Origin of the sequence: Salinarimonas sp. NSM, from assembly GCF_052380005.1 — a bacterium.
Lineage (GTDB): Bacteria > Pseudomonadota > Alphaproteobacteria > Rhizobiales > Beijerinckiaceae > Salinarimonas.
Genome location: NZ_JBQTCJ010000011.1, coordinates 15,747 through 34,708, shown reverse-complemented (window position 1 = coordinate 34,708; position 18,962 = coordinate 15,747). Strand labels below are relative to the sequence as shown.

The window sequence follows — 18,962 nt, the reverse complement described above, 5'->3', positions numbered from 1 at the left end:
GCGACGCGGCTCGCACGCGTGGTCGAACGGCCCCACCGTCCGCTGCGCGGACTCCTCCCCTCCGGGGAGGAAACGGCTGGCATCGGCCGCGCGCGCGCTTATCTGTGGCTCACCATGAAGATCCTCATCGTCGAAGACGACCGCGAGGCGGCAGCCTACCTCGCCAAGGGCCTGCGCGAGGCGGGGCACACGGTCGACCATGCCGAGACCGGGCTCGACGGCTACGCGCTCGCCGAGAGCGGCGACTACGACATCCTCGTCGTCGACCGCATGCTGCCCAAGCTCGACGGGCTCTCGCTCATCCGCTCGCTGCGCGAGCAGGGCGTGGCGACGCCGGTGCTGATCCTTTCCGCGCTCGGGCAGGTGGACGACCGGGTGAAGGGGCTGCGGGCGGGCGGCGACGACTACCTGCCCAAGCCCTACGCCTTCTCCGAGCTGCTCGCCCGGGTCGAGGTGCTGGCGCGGCGCGGTGCGGCGCCCGCCGCCGCCGAGCCGACGAGCTACGCCGTCTGCGATCTCGAGCTCGACCGGCTGTCGCGGCGCGTCACCCGCGCGGGGCGCGAGATCGAGCTGCAGCCCCGCGAGTTCCGGCTGCTCGAGTACCTGATGCGCAACGCCGGGCGGGTCGTCACCCGCACGATGCTGCTCGAGCACGTCTGGGACTACCATTTCGACCCGCAGACCAACGTCATCGACGTCCACGTCTCGCGGCTGCGCGCCAAGGTCGACAAGGGCTTCGAGACCGCGCTGATCCAGACCGTCCGCGGCGCGGGCTACCGCCTGCGCGGAGCCGGCGAGTGAGCGGGCTGCGCAAGCTCCTCGCGACGACGGCGTTCCGGCTGTCGCTGTTCTACCTCGGGGTGTTCACGCTCTCGATCGTGCTGGCGCTGGGCTACGTCGCCTGGAGCGCCGAGCGGATCACGACGCGGGGCATGGTCGAGACGATCGAGGCCGAGATCGCCGATCTCGAGCGGATCTGGCGCCGCGGTGGGCTGCGCCGCCTCGCCGGCGCGGTGGAGCGCCGCGCGCAGGCGCCGGGCGCGTCCGTCTACCTGTTCACCACGCCGCAGGGCCAGCGCATCACCGGCAACGTCGTCTCGGTCTCGCCGGGAACGCTCGACAGCCCCGGCGAGCGCACGATCGAGTACGCCCGGCTCGTGGCGGAGGACGAGAGCGGCGTCGCCGTGCATCGCGCGCTCGTGCGCGTCTTCGTCCTCCCCGGCGGCTTTCGCCTGCTGGTGGGGCGCGACATGGGCGAGCGGGACCGCATCGTCGAGGCGATCTGGGGCGCCTTCGGCTGGTCGGTCCTCGTCCTCGTCGTGCTCGGCTTCGTCGGCGGCTGGCTCGTCTCCAAGCGCGTGCTCGGCCGCATCGAGGCGATGACGGCGACGACGAAGACGATCATGGCGGGCGACCTCTCCGGACGCCTCGGCGTCTCGGGCTCGGGCGACGAGCTCGACCGGCTGGCGGAGAGCCTCAACGCCATGCTCGAGCGGATCGGTGAGCTGATGGAGGGCATGCGCCAGGTCTCCGACAACATCGCCCACGACCTCAAGTCCCCGCTCGCGCGCCTGCGTGCCCGCGCCGACGAGGCGCTGCGCACCGCGGACGGCCCGGAGGCGCTGCGCGCGGCGCTGGAGCGCACGATCGAGGAGAGCGACGACCTCATCCGCGTCTTCGACGCGCTCCTGATGATCGCACGGCTCGAGGCCGGCAACGCGCGCGAGATGCGCGCGCCGATCGACGCCGCCGAGATCGCCCGCGGTGTCGGTGAACTCTACGACGCGGTCGCCGAGGAGGCGGGCGTGACGCTCGAGACGGACATCGCCGACGCGCTCCCCCTCGAAGGCTCGCGCGAGCTCCTCGGCCAGGCGCTGGCGAACCTCCTCGACAACGCGCTCAAGTACGCCGGCGTCACGGCGCCCGGCGCCGCCGTGACGCTCACGGCCCGGCGGGAGGGCGACGCCGTGCTGATCGCCGTGCGCGACCGCGGCCCCGGCATCCCGCAGGCCGAGCGCGCGCGGGTGCTCGAGCGCTTCGTGCGGCTGGAGACGGCCCGCACGCGACCCGGCTTCGGGCTCGGCCTGTCGCTGGTCGCGGCGGTGGCGCGGCTGCACGGGGGCGTGCTGCGGCTCGAGGATGCCGATCCGGGCCTGCGGGCGGTGCTGGTCCTTCCCGCCGCCGGCGCGGCTCAGAAGGACGCCTCGACCAGGATCGCGGTGGCGTCGTCCGAGCGCTTGAAGCGCGGGTAGAGCCGCCCCGTGGGGTCGATCTCGGTCTCGATCGTGCGCAGCCGGGCGCCGAGCGGGTCGAGCCCCTCGCCGCACGCCCGCTCCATCAGTTCCGCCACGTCGAGCGCGCCGTAGAGCTCGACGAGCGCGGAGAAGCCGTCGGTCGCCAGCAGCACCTGCGCGGTGCCGTCGAGCGCGACCGAGCCGCGCTCCGCCTGCGCCACCGCGTCGGGATGCAGGCCGAAGATCGCCGGTGCGGCGGCGACCTGCGCGCGCTTGCGGCGCTCGGCGTCCGCCAGGTAGGCCGGGCTCTTGCGCATCGCCTCGATGTCGAGCCCGGTCTCGCGCAGGAGATGCTGCGCGTGCGCGCTCTCGGCCCGGCGCAGGCCCGGCGCCTCGCCGAGCGTGTAGACCGCCCCGCTCGCCTCGCGGACATAGGCGATGGTGTCGGCGAGGGTCAGCGTCTCGACGGCGCCCGGCCGCGCGTGCGCCAGCGTGAGCGCGGCAGCGGGCCAGGTGTGACGCTCCATCCGCTCGGCCCGGCCGCTCGCCTCGACGCGGGCGAGGAAGAGCGCGCGCGCCTCCTCGACGACGGAGAGCACGAGCCGCGCCGCGTCCGTCGCGTGCGGCGCGAGTGCGGCGAAGCGCTCGCTCGCGAAGCCGACGAGCCAGGCCGCGTCGGACGGCGCGTCCATGATCGCCTCGGTGCCGGGCAGGATCGCCCCGTCGATCGCCCACGCGAAATCCCCCGCCGCCCCGCAGGCGTCCTCGTTCGGGCGCTCCGGGGAGCCGGGGAGCGAGAGGCTGTCGCGGACGACGAAGGGCATGGTGGAGGGCTCCGGGGGCGCGTCGAGGCCGAGGCGGGCGGAGTGTGGCACGGCGAGCGGCCGTGGTCGACGCCCACGCCCGTTTCCGCTAAGCGGGGCGGACCCGCTCCCTCCCTTCCCGAGACCCTGGACGATGCTCGACGCCGACTTCCTCTGGGCCGCGTTCGTCACGCTGCTCGTCACGCTCGACCCGCCCGGCCTGGCGCCGATCTTCCTGTCGGTGACGAACGGGATGACGAAGGAGCAGCGCCGCGGCGTCTCGGTGCGCGCCTGCCTGATCGCCTTCGCGATTCTGCTGTTCTTCGGCTTCGGCGGGGAATTGCTGCTGCAGGCGCTCGGCGTCGGGCTCCCCGCCTTCCGGATCGCGGGCGGCATCCTCCTGTTCTACATCGCCTTCGAAATGATTTTCGGCGGCCGCTCGGAGCGCAAGCGCGAGACCGCCGAGACCGCGATCACCCTCGATCACGTGCGCAACGTCGCCGCCTTCCCGCTCGCGATCCCGCTGATGGCGGGCCCGGGCGCGATCACGGCGGTGATCCTGCTCGCGGGCCGTGCGGCGGGCGAGCCGGCGATGCAGGCGGCGCTCGTCGGCGTCATCGCGGTGGGGGTGGCCACCTGCTTCCTCGCCTTCCTCGTCGCCGAGCGCGTGTCGAAGCTGCTCGGCGTCACCGGCAACATCGTGCTCACGCGGCTCCTCGGCGTCATCCTCGCCGCGCTCGCGGTGCAGTTCGCGGTGGACGGGATCGGGAGCCTCGTCGCCGGCTGATCAGCAGCTTCCACGCCCGTCCTGGAGGTAGACGCCCCGCGTGAAGCGGTAGCGCACGTTCAGGATCTCCGAGCCGCCGTCGAAGGAATGGTTGCGCTGGATGGTGACGAAGCGCGGCGGGCGCTGGCCGTACTCGATGCAGTAGGAGCCCACCAGGCTGAGGATCTGCTTCCAGCCGGTCCAGCGCTGATTCACGAAGACGAAGGTCTCGCAGCCGATCGGCGCGCAGTGCATCGACTGGCGGCCCCGGCAGTCGAACCGGTTCTCGTCGAGGATGGCGTCGGGGCGGCCGTTGCCGGTGAGGTCCAGCCGCTCGATGGCCGACATCGGGTCGCCCGGGCTGCCGCCCGCCGCCCGGCAGGCCTCCATCATGGCGAGCGCGCGGGCCTGGATGAGGTCGGGCAGGTCGTCGAGCCTTGCCTCGGCGGGGCGAGAGGCGAGGAGGGGTGCGAGCAGGAGGAGGAGCGCGAGCAGGCCGCAGGCGAGCGGGCCCGGCGCCGGGAGCGCCGCCGCGAGGAGGCTCGTGAGGGGCCGATGCGCGCGCATGAGACAGGCTGCGCACGCATCGGTTAAACGAAGGTGAACGTTGTCTCAGCCGCGCGTCAGGTCCCCGAGCAGGCTCGCCGCGACCGTGAGCTTCGACAGCGTCAGCCCCGAGGAGACGATGCCGTCCACCGCCGCACGGATGCGCGTCACGTCCGGACGGCTCGCGCACCAGGCCTCGACCGCGTCGCGGCCGGATCCCTGCTCGCTGGCGATCTCGGCGGTGAGCCGGCGATGCGCGTCCGCGACGCCCGAGAGCGCGCGCTCGAGCGCCAGGCGATCGTAGTAGTCCGAGATCGCCACGGCGCGGCCCTGCGCGGCGAGGGTCCCGAGCCGGAAGGTCTCGTCGAGGGCGAAGTAGGTCGCCGCGACGTCGCGGATCGAGCGGCCGGCGTCGCCGGCGATGAGCACGATGTCGGGGGCGGCGACGAGGATCGGCAGCGCCGCGAGCCGGCGCGCGAGCGCCTCCGGCACGGCCTGCGCGGTGAGCGCGCCCGTCCGTTCGTGCCAGAGCGCCTGCGCGGCGTCCGGCAGGCAATCCGCCAGCGCGTCCTCGACGGCGACGACGCCCTCGCGGAAGCGCCCGATGATGGCGTCGAGCGGCTCGAGGTCGAGGTCGACGTTGCGGATGAACCAGCCGATGCGGTTCATCGCCAGCTCCTCGAGCTCGGCGTAGAGCGAGAGCTGGAGCGCGCCGGCGATCCTGGTGTCGAGCCCGTCGACGCCCGCGTTGAGGGCGACGAGGCCGAAGGCGTCGCGCGCGGCGGCGTAGGCGGCGGCGATGGTGGGGGCGTCCGCGCCCGTCGCGTCGGCGAGGCGCGCGATCACGGTCGGCCCGCCTCGGTTGACGATGGCGTTCGAGAGCTGGGTCGCGATGATCTCGCGGCGCAGCCGATGCGTCTGGATCGCGTCGGCGAAGCGCTCCTGGAGCGCGCCGGGGAAGTAGCGCTCGAGCTCGCGGCCGAGATAGGGGTCGTCCGGCACGGCGCTCGCCAGCAGCTGGTCGTAGAGCTGGAGCTTGGCGTAGGCGAGGAGCACCGCCAGCTCGGGCCGCGTCAGGCCCTCGCCCGCCTCGGCGCGGGCGGTCAGCGCCGCGTCGTCGGGCAGCTGCTCGACGGAACGGTCGAGCCGGCCTTCCTGCTCGAGGCCCTGCATGAGGCGGCGCACGAAGCCGACGTCGCCCGCTCCGCGCCGCTCGGCCAGCGAGAGCGAGAGCGTCTGGAGGTAGTTGTTGCGCAGGACGAGGCCCGCGACGTCCTCCGTCATCTCCGCGAGCAGCGCGTTGCGCGCGTCCGGCTCCAGGCGGCCGTCGCGCAGCGGCGTGTCGAGCGCGATCTTGATGTTGACCTCGACGTCGGACGTGTTCACGCCCGCCGAGTTGTCGATCGCGTCGGTGTTGAGGCGCACGCCCCGGCGTGCGGCCTCGATGCGCCCGAGCTGGGTGACGCCGAGGTTCGCGCCCTCGCCGATCACCCGCGTGCGCAGCTCCGCGCCGGTGACGCGGATCGCGTCGTTGGCGCGATCGCCCACCTGGTCGTCGCTCTCGCCCGTGGCGCGGATGTAGGTGCCGATGCCGCCGAACCAGAGCAGGTCCACGCGCATGCGCAGGATCGCGCGCATCAGCTCGAAGGGGGTCGCCGTCTTCTGGTCGAGGTCGAGCAGCGCGCGCATGGCGTCCGTGAGCGGGATCGCCTTGAGATTGCGCGAGAACACGCCGCCCCCCGGCGAGATCAGGCGCGTGTCGTAGTCCGCCCAGGAGGATCGGCCCATGTCGAACAGGCGCCTGCGCTCGGCGAAGGAGGCCTCCGGGTCGGGATCGGGGTCGATGAAGATGTCGCGGTGGTCGAAGGCGGCGACGAGCTTGATCGCGCGCGACAGCAGCATGCCGTTGCCGAACACGTCGCCCGACATGTCGCCGACGCCCGCCACCGTCACCGGCTCGCTCTGGACGTCGACGTCCATCTCGCGGAAGTGGCGCTTCACCGCCTCCCAGGCGCCCCGGGCCGTGATGCCCATGCCCTTGTGGTCGTAGCCGTTCGAGCCGCCGGAGGCGAAGGCGTCGCCGAGCCAGTGGCCGCGTGCCAGCGAGAGGGCGTTCGCGGTGTCCGAGAACGTCGCCGTGCCCTTGTCGGCGGCGACCACGAGATAGGGGTCGTCGCCGTCGTGGCGCACGGTGTCCGGCGGCGGGCGGACGTCGTCGCCGACGATGTTGTCGGTGAGCTCCAGCAGCGTGTCGATGAAGACCTCGTAGCTCGCGCGCCCCTCATCGAACCAGGCCTGGCGGTCGCTCGCGGGGGGCAGGCGCTTGGGCACGAAGCCGCCCTTGGCGCCCACCGGCACGATGACGGCGTTCTTGACCTGCTGCGCCTTGACGAGGCCCAGCACCTCGGTGCGGAAGTCCTGCGGCCGGTCCGACCAGCGCAGGCCACCACGCGCCACCTTGCCGAAGCGCAGGTGCACGCCCTCGACGCGGGGCGAGTAGACGAACACCTCGTAGAGCGGCCGCGGCAGCGGCATCGCCTCGACCTTCGCGCATTCGATCTTGAAGGCGATGGTGCGCCGCGGCTGGCCGTTGGGCTCGATCTGGAAGTAGTTCGTGCGCAGCATCGCGTCGACGAGATTGACGAAGCGGCGCAGGATGCGGTCGTCGTCGAGGCTCTCGACCGCGCCGAGCATCTCCTCGATGCGCGTTCGCACCTCCGCCTCCGCCTCCTCGCGGGGGCGCTTGTCGGTGACGCGTGGGTCGAACCGGGCGTAGAAGTGGTCGACGATCGCCGCAGCGATCGCGGGATGGCGCGCGAGCGTGCTCGCGAGGTAGTCCTGCCCGTAGGCGATGCGGACCTGGCGCAGGTAGCGCGCGAGCGCCCGGATCATGGCGACGTCGCGCCAGCCGAGCTCGGCCTCCAGCACCAGCTTGTTGAACCCGTCCGATTCGGCGAAGCCGCGGAAGAGCGCGAGCAGCGCCGCCTCGATCGTCTTCTCGATGCGCTCGATCGTGAGCGGCCCGCCGGCGGCGCGGGTCAGCGTCATGTCGTGCAGCCAGACGCGATCGCCGTCGGCGGCGCCCGCGGGGACGACGCGGTAGGTCCGCTCGTTGATCACGTGGAAGCCGAGGTTCTCGAGCAGCGGCACGCGCTCGGAGAGCGGCAGGCCGGCGCCGCGGGAGAAGACCTTGAGGTTCACCCGCGTCTGCGGATCGCCTTCGCGGCGGTAGAGATCGACGGCGCGCGGACGGTCCGCCGAGATGCGCTCGACGATGAGGATGTCGCGGATCGCCTCGCGGGCGGAGAAGGCCTCGCGGTAGGCGGCGCTGAACGCGTCGGCGTAGCGCGCGGCGAGGGTGCGCGCCCGCGGCCCGCCGATCTCCTCGCGCAGCGCGTCGCGCAGGGCGTCGCCCCAGGTGCGCACGATGGCGCCGACGCCGTCCTCGAGCTGCGCCCGCGGGATGTCCGGCGTCTCGCCTTCCTCGCGGCCGATGATGTAGTGCGTGCGCGCGAGCGGCCCTTCCGGATAGGCCGGATAGGCCGCCGAGACGCGGCCCTGGTAGACGCCGGCGAGGAACTCGCCGACCTTGCGGCGCACCTGCGTGTCGTAGCGGTCCTTGGGGATGAAGACGAGCACGGAGACGAAGCGGTCGAACTCGTCCGGCCGCGCCAGCACGCGCACGCGCGGCCGGTCGGCGAGGTTCATGATCTCGAGCGCGAAGTCGTAGAGCGTCTCCTCGTCGATCTGGAAGAGCTCGTCGCGCGGGTAGTTCTCGAGCACGTTGATGAGGGCGCGCCCCGCGTGGCTCTGCGGGTCGAACTCCGCGCGCGCCAGCACCTTCTCGCGCTTGAGGCGCAGCACCGGCACGTCGTCCGTCGATTCCGTGTAGGCGCTCGCCGTGAACAGGCCGACCACGCGCAGCTCGCCCGCGACCGCGCCCGCGTCCGAGAACAGCTTGATGCCGACGTAGTCGAGATGCGCGCGGCGGTGGACACGCGACTTCACGTTCGCCTTCGTCGTGATCAGCGCCGACGGCTTCTCCAGGAAGGCGCGGACCTCCGGCGTCATGGCGACGAGCTCGCGCCCGCGGCGCAGCACCTTGACCGTCGGGTCGCGCAGGATGCCGAGCCCCGAGCCCTCGATCGGCGCCGCCGCGACGTCGCCGTCGGGGAAGCCGTACTCGCGCATGCCGATGAGGGTGAAGTTGTCCGCAGCGATCCAGTCGAGGAAGGCGAGCGCTTCCTCGGTCTCCTGGGGGGGCAGGGGAGGGGGCGTCTCGCGGTAGCGGCGGATCGCGTCGGCGAGGCGCTCGCGCATGGCCTTCCAGTCGGCCACGGCCACGGCGACGTCGGCATGGACCCGCTCGAGCCCTGCGCGCAGGCGCTCGCGGGCGTCCTCGTCGAGCCGGTCGAGATGGATGTGGATCAGGCTCTCGCGGATCGCGCCGGGTGGCGTCTGCCCGCGGGCGGGGCCGATCAGCTCGGCGAGGCGGCCCGACTCGTCCCGGCGCACGGAGAGGATCGGGTGCGCGACGAGGCGCGGCTCGTGTCCTTGATCGACGATCTCGGCCAGCGTCGAATCGAGCAGGAAGGGCATGTCGTCGTTGACGACCTCGACGAGCGTCAGCTCGCGTCCGGGGGCGGTGCCGTCGCCGACGAGTTCGCGATCGGTGACGAGGAGGTCGTGGCGCTCCTCGCCGGGCGCGAAGGCGCGCGGCTTGCGCAGGTGGTCGTAGGCGGCGTTGGCGAGCTCGGCGAGCTCGGCGGGGGCGTAGCGGTCGAGGTCCTCTCGGGGCGTGCGGCCGAACAGGTCGTCGACCACCCGCGGGGGCGCCTGGCGGCTGCGCTCCTCCTCGAGCGCGGCCATCGCCGCCGCGATCGTGCCGCCCGTTTCCCCGTCCTCGATCCGGTCCATGACGCCTCTCCTCGGGTCGCGCGCCGCCCCGGCGGACGGCGCTCGACGTCGCGGCAAGGCTTGGCATAGCCCGCCTCCCGCTGCAACAATTCGCCGCGCACCAACGCGCCAGCGCCGGGAGAGTGTCATGAGCGAGCCGAGAACGGGGTCGAAGCCGCCGATCCAGCAGCCGGAGGCGCGTCCCACCGCGCTCGACCTGCCGCCGGGCGAGCTCTCGCCGGAGATGCGCGCCTACCTCGCCAGGTGCGAGGAGAAGATCGGCTTCGTGCCCAACGTGCTCGCCGCCTACGCCCACGACGACGCCAAGCTCTCCGCCTTCGCCGCCTTCTACAACGGCCTGATGCTTGCGCCGTCGGGTCTCTCCAAGCTCGAGCGCGAGATGATCGCGGTGGTCGTCTCGGCGGCGAACCGTTGCTTCTACTGCGTCACCGCCCACGGCGCGGCCGTGCGCCAGCTATCCGGCGACCCGGTGCTCGGGGACACGCTCGCCGTGAGCTGGCGCGCCGCCCGCCTCGCGCCCCGCCACGTCGCCATGCTCGCCTTCGCCGAGAAGGTGGCCCTCGCCTCGTTCTCCATCGCGGAGGCCGACCGGCAGGCGCTGCGCGACGCCGGCTTCTCCGACGTCGACATCTGGGACGTGGCGGCGGTGGCGTCGTTCTTCGCCATGTCGAACCGCCTCGCCTCTGCGACCGACATGCGCCCCAACGCGGAATACCATGCGATGGCCCGTCGGGGAGCCGCGTGAGCGCGTCCTTGCGCCTGCCGCCGCCGGCACCCACATGCCGGGCATGCGCGGGCGGCGGCTTTTCGCAGTGGAACGGCCGCCGCGACCGTGCTAGACGCGGCGCTCATCGCAAGACGTGACGAGCGACCCGCCGGGCGCGGGGCCGCTCGAGGCTGTTTCAATGCAAACCGTTCTGATCATCGTCCACCTCATCATCGTGCTGGCGCTCGTCGGCGTCGTGCTGCTGCAGCGCTCCGAGGGCGGAGGGCTGGGCATGGGCGGCGGCTCTTCGGGCGGCGGAGGCTTCATGACCGGCCGCGGCCAGGCGAGCGTGCTCACGCGCACCACCGCCGTGCTCGCCGGGCTGTTCTTCGCCACCAGCCTCGCGCTCGCGATCCTGGCGGGCATCGACCGCGCCCCGACCTCGGTGATCGACACGCTGCCGCTCTCCTCCCCGCCCGACCAGCCGTCCGCGCCCGGCGCGCCGCTGCCGGGTCCCGGCGTGCTCGAGGAGCTCGACCGGATGCAGGGCGGCACCCCGGCGGGGCCCGAGGTCCCGCAGTCGCGCTGACGCGCGGTCTCGGGCGCGGCCGAAGCGGCCGCGGCCCTCGTCGCATGTGGATGATCACGGCAGGGCTCGATTCGCCGCTTGCGAATCGAGGGCGCCGTCATGAAGGTGAAGGTCCATGACGCGGTACGTATTCATCACCGGCGGCGTGGTGTCATCGCTCGGCAAGGGCCTCGCCTCGGCGGCCCTCGGGGCGGTGCTGCAGGCGCGCGGCTACAAGGTCCGCCTGCGCAAGCTCGACCCCTACCTCAACGTCGACCCGGGGACGATGAGCCCCTACCAGCACGGCGAGGTCTTCGTCACCGACGACGGCGCCGAGACCGACCTCGACCTCGGCCACTACGAGCGCTTCACCGGCGTGCCGGCGACGAAGCAGGACAACATCACCACGGGTCGCATCTACCAGGACATCATCGCCAAGGAGCGGCGCGGGGACTATCTCGGCGCGACGATCCAGGTGATCCCGCACGTCACCAACGCCATCAAGGACTTCGTGCTCGGCGGCAACGAGGGCTACGACTTCGTGCTCGTCGAGATCGGCGGCACCGTGGGCGACATCGAGGGCCTGCCCTTCTTCGAGGCGATCCGCCAGCTCGGCAACGAGCTGCCGCGTGGGCATGCGATCTACATCCACCTGACGCTCCTGCCCTTCATCCCCTCGGCCGGCGAGCTCAAGACGAAGCCGACCCAGCACTCGGTGGCGGAGCTGCGCTCGATCGGCATCCAGCCCGACATCCTGCTGTGCCGCTGTGATCGGCCGATCCCGCGCGAGGAGCGACGCAAGCTCGCCCTGTTCTGCAACGTGCGCGAGACGGCGGTCATCGAGGCGCGCGACGTGCCCTCGATCTACGAGGTGCCGCTGTCCTACCACGCCGAGGGGCTCGACCAGGAGGTGCTCGCCGCCTTCGGAATCGAGGACGCCCGCGAGCCCGACCTCTCCACCTGGGAGGACATCGTCGAGCGCGTGAAGAACCCCGAGGGCGAGGTGACGATCGCCATCGTCGGCAAGTACACGGGGCTCAAGGACGCCTACAAGTCCCTGATCGAGGCGCTCAACCACGGCGGCATCGCCAACCGGGTGAAGGTCAACCTCGAGTGGATCGAGAGCGAGATCTTCGAGCAGTCCGACCCCGCGCCCTATCTCGAGAACGTCAACGGCATCCTCGTGCCCGGCGGCTTCGGCCAGCGCGGCTCCGAGGGGAAGATCCAGGCGGTGCGCTTCGCGCGCGAGCGCAACATCCCCTATTTCGGCATCTGCTTCGGCATGCAGATGGCCTGCATCGAGACCGCACGCTCGCTCGCGGGGATCGCGCACGCCGGCTCCACCGAGTTCGGCCGGACCGACGAGCCGGTGGTCGGCCTGATGACCGAGTGGATGCGCGGCAACGAGCTCGAGCGTCGCGCCGCCGCGGGCGATCTGGGCGGCACGATGCGGCTCGGCGCCTACGCGGCGACGCTCAGCGACGGCTGCCGCGTCTCCGAGATCTACGGCGCGACCGAGATCGAGGAGCGCCACCGCCATCGCTACGAGGTCAACATGGCCTATCGCGATCGGCTGGAGGAGGCGGGGCTCAAGGTCTGTGGCGTCTCGCCGGACGGGCTCCTGCCGGAGATCGTGGAGCGCGCCGACCACCCCTGGTTCGTCGGCGTGCAGTTCCACCCGGAGCTGAAGTCGCGCCCCTTCGAGCCCCACCCGCTCTTCCGCAGCTTCATCGAGGCGGCGCTGGTGCAATCTAGGCTGGTGTGATCCTCTCTCTGGCTCGCCCGTCGTCGGCTTGACCGGGCCTCGCCCGGTTGCGTATGTAGCGGGCATGGCTCCGCCGTCCGCCCGTCGAATCGCTGGATGGTTGCACCGGTCGCTCGTCGCGATCGTCACCCTCGCGCTTCTCCTGTCGGGCTTCGCGCACGTGCCCGCGAGCCACGGCGGCGGGCATGCCGCGCACGCCGCGGATTCTGCGTATGCAGGCGTGCTGCCCGAGGCGCTGGCGACGCTCTGTCACGGGGTGGTGGACGCGGATCTCACGCTCGCCGAGGACGGCACGAGTGATGGAGCCGGTGACGAGCGTCCGGCGTGGGTCCCGTGCCCCTTCTGCCTCCTCGCCAAGTCCGCCGCGCTTTCGGCCCCGCTTCCCTCGCTCGTCCTGCGCGCCCGTCGCGTCGCCCGCGCGCGCCCGCAGCCGACGCGTCTCCCCGCGCGACTTTTCGAACGTCGCGCGCACCGAAGTCGCGCGCCGCCCCGTATCTCGATCGCCTGACGAACAGACACTCACGTTCACACCGATCGAGAGACGAACGACATGAAGACCATCCACTCCGTCCTCGCGGGCGGCGCGCTCGCGCTCGCCTGCGTCCTCGCGCCTTCCGTCGCCGCCGCACACGCCACCCTCGAGGTGCGGGAAGCCCGCGCCGGCTCCACCTACAAGGCGGTCCTGCGCGTCCCGCACGGCTGCGCCGGCGAGGCGACCCGCGTGCTGCGGGTCCGCATTCCCGAGGGCATGATCTCGGTGAAGCCGATGCCCAAGGCCGGCTGGGATCTCGAGATCGTCACCGGCCCGCTCGCACGTCCCTACACCTCGCACGGCACCGAGGTCACCGAGGGGGTCGTCGAGCTGATCTGGCGCGGCGAGCTGCTCGATGCGCACTACGACGAGTTCGTCTTCCGCGGCAGCCTGACGGACGCCTTCCCACCGGGAACGACGGTGCATTTCCCGACCGTGCAGGAGTGCGACACCGGCGCCGAGCGGTGGATCGAGATCCCCGCCGAGGGGCAGAGCGGGGGCGATCTGCGCTACCCGGCGCCCGCCCTGCGCATCGTCGAGTGATGCGCCCCCGCCCCCCGTCCCCTGCGGGCGGGGGGCTCCCCCCGTCCACGTTCGTGCGCCTGGCCGCACTCGTCGTCGCGCTGCTCGTCGGGCTCCTCCTCGGAGGGGTCGGCGAGGCGCGTGCGCATGCGCAGCTCCAGGCGGCCGAGCCCATGCGCGAGGCCGTCCTCGCGTCGCCGCCCGACGTCGTGCGGCTCGTCTTCAACGAGCCGGTCTCGCCGCTCTCCGTACGCTGGATCTCACCCGACGGCGCGAGCCGCGACGCCGCCCTGCGCGGCGAGGGCACCGTGCTCGTGATCGAGCCTCCCGGCGACCTCGGCAGCGGAACGCACCTCGTCGCATGGCGCGTCGTCTCGGCCGACGGCCACCCGGTCGGCGGGACGCACCTGTTCTCCATCGGCGCGCCGAGCGCGGTGCAGGCATCGGACGCGCGCGTGAACGGCGGCGCGGCGGCGGCCGCGCTCGGGCGCTTCGCGCTCACGCTGTCGCTGGCGCTCGGCGTCGGCGGTGCGGGCCATGTCGTCCTCGTCGCCCGCGGCCGGGCGCCGGCGGCTGCGCTGCGCGTCGCGCGCGTCGCCGCGCTCGCCACGCTTCCCGCAGCGCTCGTCGCGACGCTGCTCCACGGCGTCGATCTCATGGGCGAGGGGCCGCGCGCGCTCCTCTCCGGTGCCGGTCTGGCCGCTGCCTGGGAGGCGGGTGCCGCGAGTTCCTTCGGCACGAGCGTGGTCGCGGCGGTCGTCGCGGCGCTTCTCGCGGCGGCGGCGCTGAGCCCATCGGGGTTCGCCCCGCCGCTCGCCGTCGCGGCGCTCGTGCTCGCGGGGGCGTCCTACGCACTCTTCGGCCATGCGGCGACCGCGCCGCCGCGGGTTCTCGCCGTTCCGGCCGTCGCGCTGCACGCCGTGCTCGGCCTCCTCTGGGTGGGTGCGTTGCCGATGCTGCTGGCGAGCGTCGTCGCGAAGCGGGCCGAGGCGGCCGTTGCGCTGGCGCGATTCTCGGCACTCGCGCCGATGCCGGTTCTCGTGCTCGTCGCGACGGGCGCCGTCCTGACGGTCGTGCAGGTCGCACCGGCACCGGAGGAAATCGGCGCGAGCGGCTACGCGCCGGTGCTCGCCGCCAAGGTCGCGCTCGTCGCGGTCATGCTGGCGATCGCGCTGGCCAACCGCGTTCGCCTCGCGCCGGCACTCGCCCATGGCCGTTTCGGGGCGAGCGGCAGCTTGCGGGTCTCGCTGCGCGCGGAGATCGTCCTCGGCGTCGCGGTGCTCGCGCTCGTCTCGTCGCTGCGCGCCACGCCCCCGCCGCGGGCGATGGCGCAGGCCTCGGACGCCGTCGCGCGCACCGAGATGCACCTGCACGGGCGGCTGGCGATGGCGCAGGTCGCGGTGATCCCCGGCCGCGCCGGAGCCAATCGCTTCGAGCTCGCCCTCGCCGGCGCCGATTTCGCGCCGCTGTCGCCGATCGAGGTGACCCTGACCCTGGCGCGCCCCGACCTGGGAATCGAACGGGTCGAGGCGCAGGCAGTGCGGGAGGGCGGGGTGTTCGTGGTCGAGGCCCTGCCGCTTCCCGTCGCCGGTCCGTGGGACCTGCGCGTCGAGGTGCTCGTCACCGACTTCGACCGCGAGGTGCTCGGCGGCACCCTCGTGCTGGAGTGACGTTCGCGCGACCGCTCAGGCCGCGCGCACCTTCGACACGAAGCCCTCCACCCGGGCGCGGATCTCCGCGGCCTCGTCGGCCAGCGCCTTCGAGGCGGCGATGATCGCCTGCGACGCCGAGCCGGTTTCGTCGGCGAGCCCGCCGACGATGTCGACGGCGCCGTTCACCGCCCGCGCGCCGTTCGCCGCCTCCTGCACGTTGCGCGAGATCTCGGAGGTGGCCGCGCTCTGCTGGCTCACCGCCGAGGCGATCGCGGCGGCGAGCTGATTCATCTCGTCGATCGTCGCGGCGATGTCGCGGATCGAGGTCACCGAGCCGTCGGTGGCCGCCTGCATCTCCGCGACCTTGGCGGCGATCTCCTCGGTGGCTTTCGCGGTCTGGTTGGCGAGCGTCTTCACCTCCGCCGCGACGACGGCGAACCCCTTGCCGGCCTCGCCCGCGCGCGCGGCCTCGATCGTGGCGTTGAGCGCGAGAAGGTTCGTCTGCTCGGCGATGGTGCGGATCAGGTCGACGACCTCGCCGATCGAGCGCGCTGCGGCGGAGAGATCCTGGACGTGGGCGTCGGTGGCACGGGCGCCGGCGACGGCGCGCGCGGCGATCTGCGAGGAGGACTGGGCCGAGCGACCGATCTCGCCGATCGAGGCCGCGAGCTCCTCGCCCGACGCCGCGACGTGCTGGATGTTGGCCGCGGTGGCTTCGGACCGGCCCATGGCGTCCGACACCGAGCCGCGGGTGCGGCTCGCGATCTCGGTGAGGCCGTCGGCCTGCTCGCGCATGCTCCTGAAGGCGCCGTCGAGGCTCGCCAGCGCGGAGCGGATGCCGCTCTCGAACTCGGAGGCGAGCTTGTCCACGGTCGCGGCGCGCTCGGCGACCTTGCGGCTCTCGGCGACGCGCATCGCTGCGAGCTCGCGCTCCTTGGCCGCGGCGGCCTCCGCCGCGAGGAGGCCCTCGCGCGAGGCGGCGATCATGCGCTCGAGGGTGAGCACCACCCAGGTGAGCACTGCCGTCTCCAGCACCACGATCACGGCGTGCAGGACGACGCGCAGGAAGCTCGCTCCTTCGGGGAAGACCGCGAGCGGGATGAGGAAGTTGAAGGACAGGTGGTGCAAGGCCGTGACCACGGCCCCGACGATGATCGTGCGCCAGTCGCAGAAGCCCGCCAGCATCGCCAGCGTGGCGAAGTAGTACATGTGCACGTCGACCTGCCACGGGTGGCCGGCGAGCTCCCAGACGAAGAGCGAGACCTGAGCGATGAGGCCGATGGCGATGGCGAACCGCGTCTCCGGGCTGTCGGGGCGGGTCAGCGCCAGCGCGATGCCGGGAGCGGCGAGGAGCGCGGCGATGCCGACGTTGACGACGAGGGAGCCGCCGAGCGCGAGCGCGATGCCGGCCGCGACGGCGACGTGCGCAGCGAGGAGCGCCGAGAGCGCCTTGGCCGTCGTGATGCGGAGCGTGGAGACGTCGACCATCTCTGTCATGTCCTCGAGGAAGATGTGAAATCGGTGCCCTCGTTCGAGACGAGGCAGCCGCCGAGCGCGCCCGGGTCGAGAAGCAGCCAGGCGCCGGCCGCCCGGACCGCGCGCGCGAAGGCGGCGGGCTCGCCCGCGGTCGCCACTGCGACGAAGGGGACGGTGCCCGCGCTGACGAGTGCCCCGCCGCTCGCCCCGATGCGGGCGAAGGCGTCGGCCTGGCTCGTCCAGGGCGGGAAGACGACGGCCGCGCCGACGCGCACGTCCGCCGGCGCGGCCGCGGCGAGCGGAAGCGCGAGCGAGGCGAGCGCGAAGAGCGCGAGCAGGAAGCGGGCCATCGAATGTTCCGCGGCGACGGAATTGTCGCCTTGCGGATGGACGCTGCGCCACGCGATTTAAATCCAGGTTAAGGCAACCGCAGACTAGGAGCTTATCCCGCGCCGCGACAGCTCGGACGAGATCTCGTCGAGAATTGCGGGATCGTCGATGGTCGCCGGCATCGTCCAGTCGTCGCCATCGGCGATCTTCTTCATGGTCCCGCGCAGGATCTTGCCCGAGCGCGTCTTCGGCAGGCGGCCCACGGTGACGGCGAGCTTGAAGGCGGCGACGGGGCCGATGCGCTCGCGCACGAGGGCCACGAGCTCACCCTCGATCGCCAGCGGCGTCGCCTCGACGCCGGCCTTGAGCACCACGAACCCGCAGGGCACCTCGCCCTTCAGCGCGTCCTTCACGCCGACGACCGCGCATTCCGCGACCGCCGGATGCGAGGCGAGGACCTCCTCCATGCCGCCGGTCGAGAGGCGGTGGCCGGCGACGTTGATGATGTCGTCGGTCCGGCCCATGATGAAGAGATAGCCGTCGTCGTCGACGAACCCGGCGTCCGAGGTGCTGTAGGTGCCGGGGAAGGCCTCGAGGTAGCTCTCGCGGAAGCGGTCGTCGGCGTGCCAGAGGGTGGGCAGGCAGCCGGGGGGCAGGGGCAGGGCGATGACGATCGAGCCCATCGTGTTCGGCGGCACGTCGCGCCCGCCCTCGTCGACGATGCGCACGTCGTAGCCCGGCATCGGTACCGTCGGCGAGCCGTGCTTCACAGGCAGGGCGCCGAGGCCGATCGGGTTGCCGGCGATGGCCCAGCCGGTCTCCGTCTGCCACCAGTGATCGATCACCGGCACCTTCAGAATCTCCTCCGCCCACTGCACGGTGGCGGGATCGGCGCGCTCGCCGGCGAGGAAGAGCGCGCGGAAGCGCGAGAGGTCGTACCGCGCCAGATGCTCGGCCCGCGGGTCCTCCTTCTTGATGGCGCGCAGCGCGGTGGGCGCGGTGAACAGCGTGGTGACGCCGTGCTCGGCGATGACGCGCCAGAAGGCTCCGGCGTCGGGCGTGCCCACCGGCTTGCCCTCGTAGAGGATCGTCGTGCATCCGGCGATCAGCGGGCCGTACACGATGTAGGAATGCCCGACGACCCAGCCGACGTCGGAGGCGCACCAGTAGACCTCGCCGGGCTCCACGCCATAGAGCGCATGCATCGACCAGGCGAGCGCCACCATGTAGCCGCCCGTGTCGCGCACGACGCCCTTGGGCTTGCCCGTGGTACCCGACGTGTAGAGCACGTAGAGCGGATCGGTCGCCGCGACGGGCACGCAGTCGGCGAGACGCCCTTGCGCCTTGGCGTCCCCCACCGCTTCCGCCCAGTCCCGGTCGCGCCCCTCGACGAGCGTCGCCTGCGCCTGCGGTCTCTGGAAGACGAGACACGCGTCCGGCTTGTGGATCGACAGCTCGATCGCCCTGTCGAGCAGCGGCTTGTAGGCGACGGTGCGGCCCGGCTCGAGGCCGCAGGAGGCGGAGAGGATGGCCTTGGGCGTCGCGTCCTCGATGCGGGTCGCGAGCTCGTTCGCCGCGAAGCCGCCGAACACGACCGAGTGGATCGCGCCGATGCGGGCGCAGGCGAGCATCGCGAACACCGCCTGCGGGATCATCGGCATGTAGACGACGACCCGGTCGCCCTTCTCCACGCCCATCTCGCGCAGCACACCCGCCAGCGCGGCGACCTCGTCGCGCATCTCGGCATAGGTCCACGCCGCGATCTCGCCGGTCATGGCGCTATCGTAGATCATCGCCTTCTGGTCACCGCGTTCGGCGACGTGGCGGTCGAGGGCGTTGTGGCAGACGTTGCACACGCCGCCCTCGAACCAGCGGCCGTAGACGCCGGCCTTCTCGTCGAGCACCGTCTCGGGCGGTGTGAGCCAGTCGATCGCCTTTGCCGCCTCGCCCCAGAAGGCCCGCGGGTCGGCCTTCCAGGCGGCGTAGACCTCGGGGTAGCGGCTCGCACCCGGCGTCGTCATGGCTTCGTCCTCCCGTGGCGTCTCGTTGGTTGGGCCGTACGATGCGTCGCGCATGCACCCCGCGCAGGATCGCGGCAAGCCGGACTTTCGGCCATCGGGGAGAGCGCGGATGCAGCCGGCTCGG

15 protein-coding genes are annotated in these 18,962 nt (G+C 72.5%); 9 read left to right on the top strand and 6 right to left on the bottom strand.

Translation table 11 applies throughout. The annotated features are described in order from the left end of the window. Positions 1-114: 114 nt before the first annotated feature. Both ACTZWW_RS06615 and ACTZWW_RS06610 read left to right on the top strand, forming a co-directional pair. Positions 115-801 carry a winged helix-turn-helix domain-containing protein gene (locus ACTZWW_RS06615; protein WP_444780148.1) on the top strand — a complete coding sequence of 229 codons (687 nt, stop codon included), beginning with the start codon at positions 115-117 and terminating at the stop codon, positions 799-801. After that, the gene (locus ACTZWW_RS06610) at positions 798-2,252 is read left to right on the top strand and encodes an ATP-binding protein (RefSeq protein ID WP_444780147.1); all 1,455 of its coding nucleotides are present in this window, start codon (positions 798-800) and stop codon (positions 2,250-2,252) included. The genes ACTZWW_RS06615 and ACTZWW_RS06610 overlap by 4 nt, the downstream gene beginning before the upstream one ends. Here ACTZWW_RS06610 and ACTZWW_RS06605 read toward each other — a convergent pair. Beyond that, the gene (locus tag ACTZWW_RS06605) at positions 2,192-3,058 is read right to left on the bottom strand and encodes a hypothetical protein (protein ID WP_444780146.1); all 867 of its coding nucleotides are present in this window, start codon (positions 3,056-3,058) and stop codon (positions 2,192-2,194) included. The two genes, ACTZWW_RS06610 and ACTZWW_RS06605, sit on opposite strands and share 61 nt — an antisense overlap. A gap of 133 nt (positions 3,059-3,191) precedes the next feature. Between ACTZWW_RS06605 and ACTZWW_RS06600 the strand changes: the two genes are divergently transcribed. Continuing rightward, complete coding sequence (locus ACTZWW_RS06600) at positions 3,192-3,824, top strand: MarC family protein (protein ID WP_444780145.1); 633 nt, start codon at positions 3,192-3,194, stop codon at positions 3,822-3,824. On the opposite strand, the gene ACTZWW_RS06595 is transcribed toward ACTZWW_RS06600, so the two are convergent. Together ACTZWW_RS06595 and ACTZWW_RS06590 are read right to left on the bottom strand one after the other, a co-directional pair. Continuing rightward, positions 3,825-4,370, bottom strand: a complete 546-nt coding sequence (locus ACTZWW_RS06595; protein WP_444780144.1) for a hypothetical protein — start codon at positions 4,368-4,370, stop codon at positions 3,825-3,827. A 45-nt stretch (positions 4,371-4,415) separates the two neighbouring features. Then, positions 4,416-9,266, bottom strand: coding sequence for an NAD-glutamate dehydrogenase (locus ACTZWW_RS06590; protein WP_444780143.1), 4,851 nt, complete (start codon positions 9,264-9,266; stop codon positions 4,416-4,418). Positions 9,267-9,393: 127 nt separating this feature from the next. Between ACTZWW_RS06590 and ACTZWW_RS06585 the strand changes: the two genes are divergently transcribed. The 6 genes from ACTZWW_RS06585 (at position 9,394) to ACTZWW_RS06560 (ending at position 15,029) form a co-directional block, all read left to right on the top strand. Next, positions 9,394-10,011 carry a peroxidase-related enzyme gene (locus ACTZWW_RS06585; protein ID WP_444780142.1) on the top strand — a complete coding sequence of 206 codons (618 nt, stop codon included), beginning with the start codon at positions 9,394-9,396 and terminating at the stop codon, positions 10,009-10,011. 160 nt (positions 10,012-10,171) lie between these two features. Continuing rightward, positions 10,172-10,561 (top strand): preprotein translocase subunit SecG, encoded by a 390-nt coding sequence (gene secG / locus ACTZWW_RS06580; RefSeq protein ID WP_444780141.1) that lies wholly within the window; start codon positions 10,172-10,174, stop codon positions 10,559-10,561. A gap of 115 nt (positions 10,562-10,676) precedes the next feature. Next, positions 10,677-12,305, top strand: a complete 1,629-nt coding sequence (locus ACTZWW_RS06575) for a CTP synthase (protein ID WP_444780140.1) — start codon at positions 10,677-10,679, stop codon at positions 12,303-12,305. 64 nt (positions 12,306-12,369) lie between these two features. Continuing rightward, positions 12,370-12,813, top strand: a complete 444-nt coding sequence (locus tag ACTZWW_RS06570; protein WP_444780199.1) for a DUF2946 family protein — start codon at positions 12,370-12,372, stop codon at positions 12,811-12,813. A 42-nt stretch (positions 12,814-12,855) separates the two neighbouring features. Continuing rightward, positions 12,856-13,380: a YcnI family copper-binding membrane protein gene (locus ACTZWW_RS06565; RefSeq protein ID WP_444780139.1), complete on the top strand. Its 525-nt coding sequence runs from the start codon at positions 12,856-12,858 to the stop codon at positions 13,378-13,380. Positions 13,381-13,433: 53 nt separating this feature from the next. Then, positions 13,434-15,029 (top strand): copper resistance CopC/CopD family protein, encoded by a 1,596-nt coding sequence (locus ACTZWW_RS06560; RefSeq protein ID WP_444780138.1) that lies wholly within the window; start codon positions 13,434-13,436, stop codon positions 15,027-15,029. A gap of 15 nt (positions 15,030-15,044) precedes the next feature. On the opposite strand, the gene ACTZWW_RS06555 is transcribed toward ACTZWW_RS06560, so the two are convergent. The 3 genes from ACTZWW_RS06555 to ACTZWW_RS06545 all read right to left on the bottom strand — a co-directional run bounded on the left by ACTZWW_RS06555 (position 15,045) and on the right by ACTZWW_RS06545 (position 18,838). Then, entirely contained in the window at positions 15,045-16,499 is a 1,455-nt protein-coding gene (locus tag ACTZWW_RS06555) for a methyl-accepting chemotaxis protein (protein ID WP_444780137.1), read from the bottom strand. A 5-nt stretch (positions 16,500-16,504) separates the two neighbouring features. Then, positions 16,505-16,837, bottom strand: coding sequence for a hypothetical protein (locus tag ACTZWW_RS06550; RefSeq protein ID WP_444780136.1), 333 nt, complete (start codon positions 16,835-16,837; stop codon positions 16,505-16,507). Between the two features lie 84 nt (positions 16,838-16,921). Beyond that, positions 16,922-18,838 (bottom strand): propionyl-CoA synthetase, encoded by a 1,917-nt coding sequence (locus ACTZWW_RS06545; protein WP_444780135.1) that lies wholly within the window; start codon positions 18,836-18,838, stop codon positions 16,922-16,924. Positions 18,839-18,962: the final 124 nt, after the last annotated feature.

Excerpts from the sequence above, each read along its gene's own strand:
- ACTZWW_RS06570 (WP_444780199.1), top strand. The coding sequence starts at position 12,370 with ATGGCTCCGCCGTCCGCCCGTCGAATCGCTGGATGGTTGCACCGGTCG.
- ACTZWW_RS06605 (WP_444780146.1), bottom strand. The coding sequence starts at position 3,058 with ATGCCCTTCGTCGTCCGCGACAGCCTCTCGCTCCCCGGCTCCCCGGAG.
- ACTZWW_RS06595 (WP_444780144.1), bottom strand. The coding sequence starts at position 4,370 with ATGCGCGCGCATCGGCCCCTCACGAGCCTCCTCGCGGCGGCGCTCCCG.
- ACTZWW_RS06545 (WP_444780135.1), bottom strand. The coding sequence starts at position 18,838 with ATGACGACGCCGGGTGCGAGCCGCTACCCCGAGGTCTACGCCGCCTGG.
- ACTZWW_RS06590 (WP_444780143.1), bottom strand. The coding sequence starts at position 9,266 with ATGGACCGGATCGAGGACGGGGAAACGGGCGGCACGATCGCGGCGGCG.
- ACTZWW_RS06600 (WP_444780145.1), top strand. The coding sequence starts at position 3,192 with ATGCTCGACGCCGACTTCCTCTGGGCCGCGTTCGTCACGCTGCTCGTC.
- ACTZWW_RS06575 (WP_444780140.1), top strand. The coding sequence starts at position 10,677 with ATGACGCGGTACGTATTCATCACCGGCGGCGTGGTGTCATCGCTCGGC.
- ACTZWW_RS06565 (WP_444780139.1), top strand. The coding sequence starts at position 12,856 with ATGAAGACCATCCACTCCGTCCTCGCGGGCGGCGCGCTCGCGCTCGCC.
- ACTZWW_RS06555 (WP_444780137.1), bottom strand. The coding sequence starts at position 16,499 with ATGGTCGACGTCTCCACGCTCCGCATCACGACGGCCAAGGCGCTCTCG.
- ACTZWW_RS06585 (WP_444780142.1), top strand. The coding sequence starts at position 9,394 with ATGAGCGAGCCGAGAACGGGGTCGAAGCCGCCGATCCAGCAGCCGGAG.
- ACTZWW_RS06550 (WP_444780136.1), bottom strand. The coding sequence starts at position 16,837 with ATGGCCCGCTTCCTGCTCGCGCTCTTCGCGCTCGCCTCGCTCGCGCTT.
- secG (WP_444780141.1), top strand. The coding sequence starts at position 10,172 with ATGCAAACCGTTCTGATCATCGTCCACCTCATCATCGTGCTGGCGCTC.
- ACTZWW_RS06615 (WP_444780148.1), top strand. The coding sequence starts at position 115 with ATGAAGATCCTCATCGTCGAAGACGACCGCGAGGCGGCAGCCTACCTC.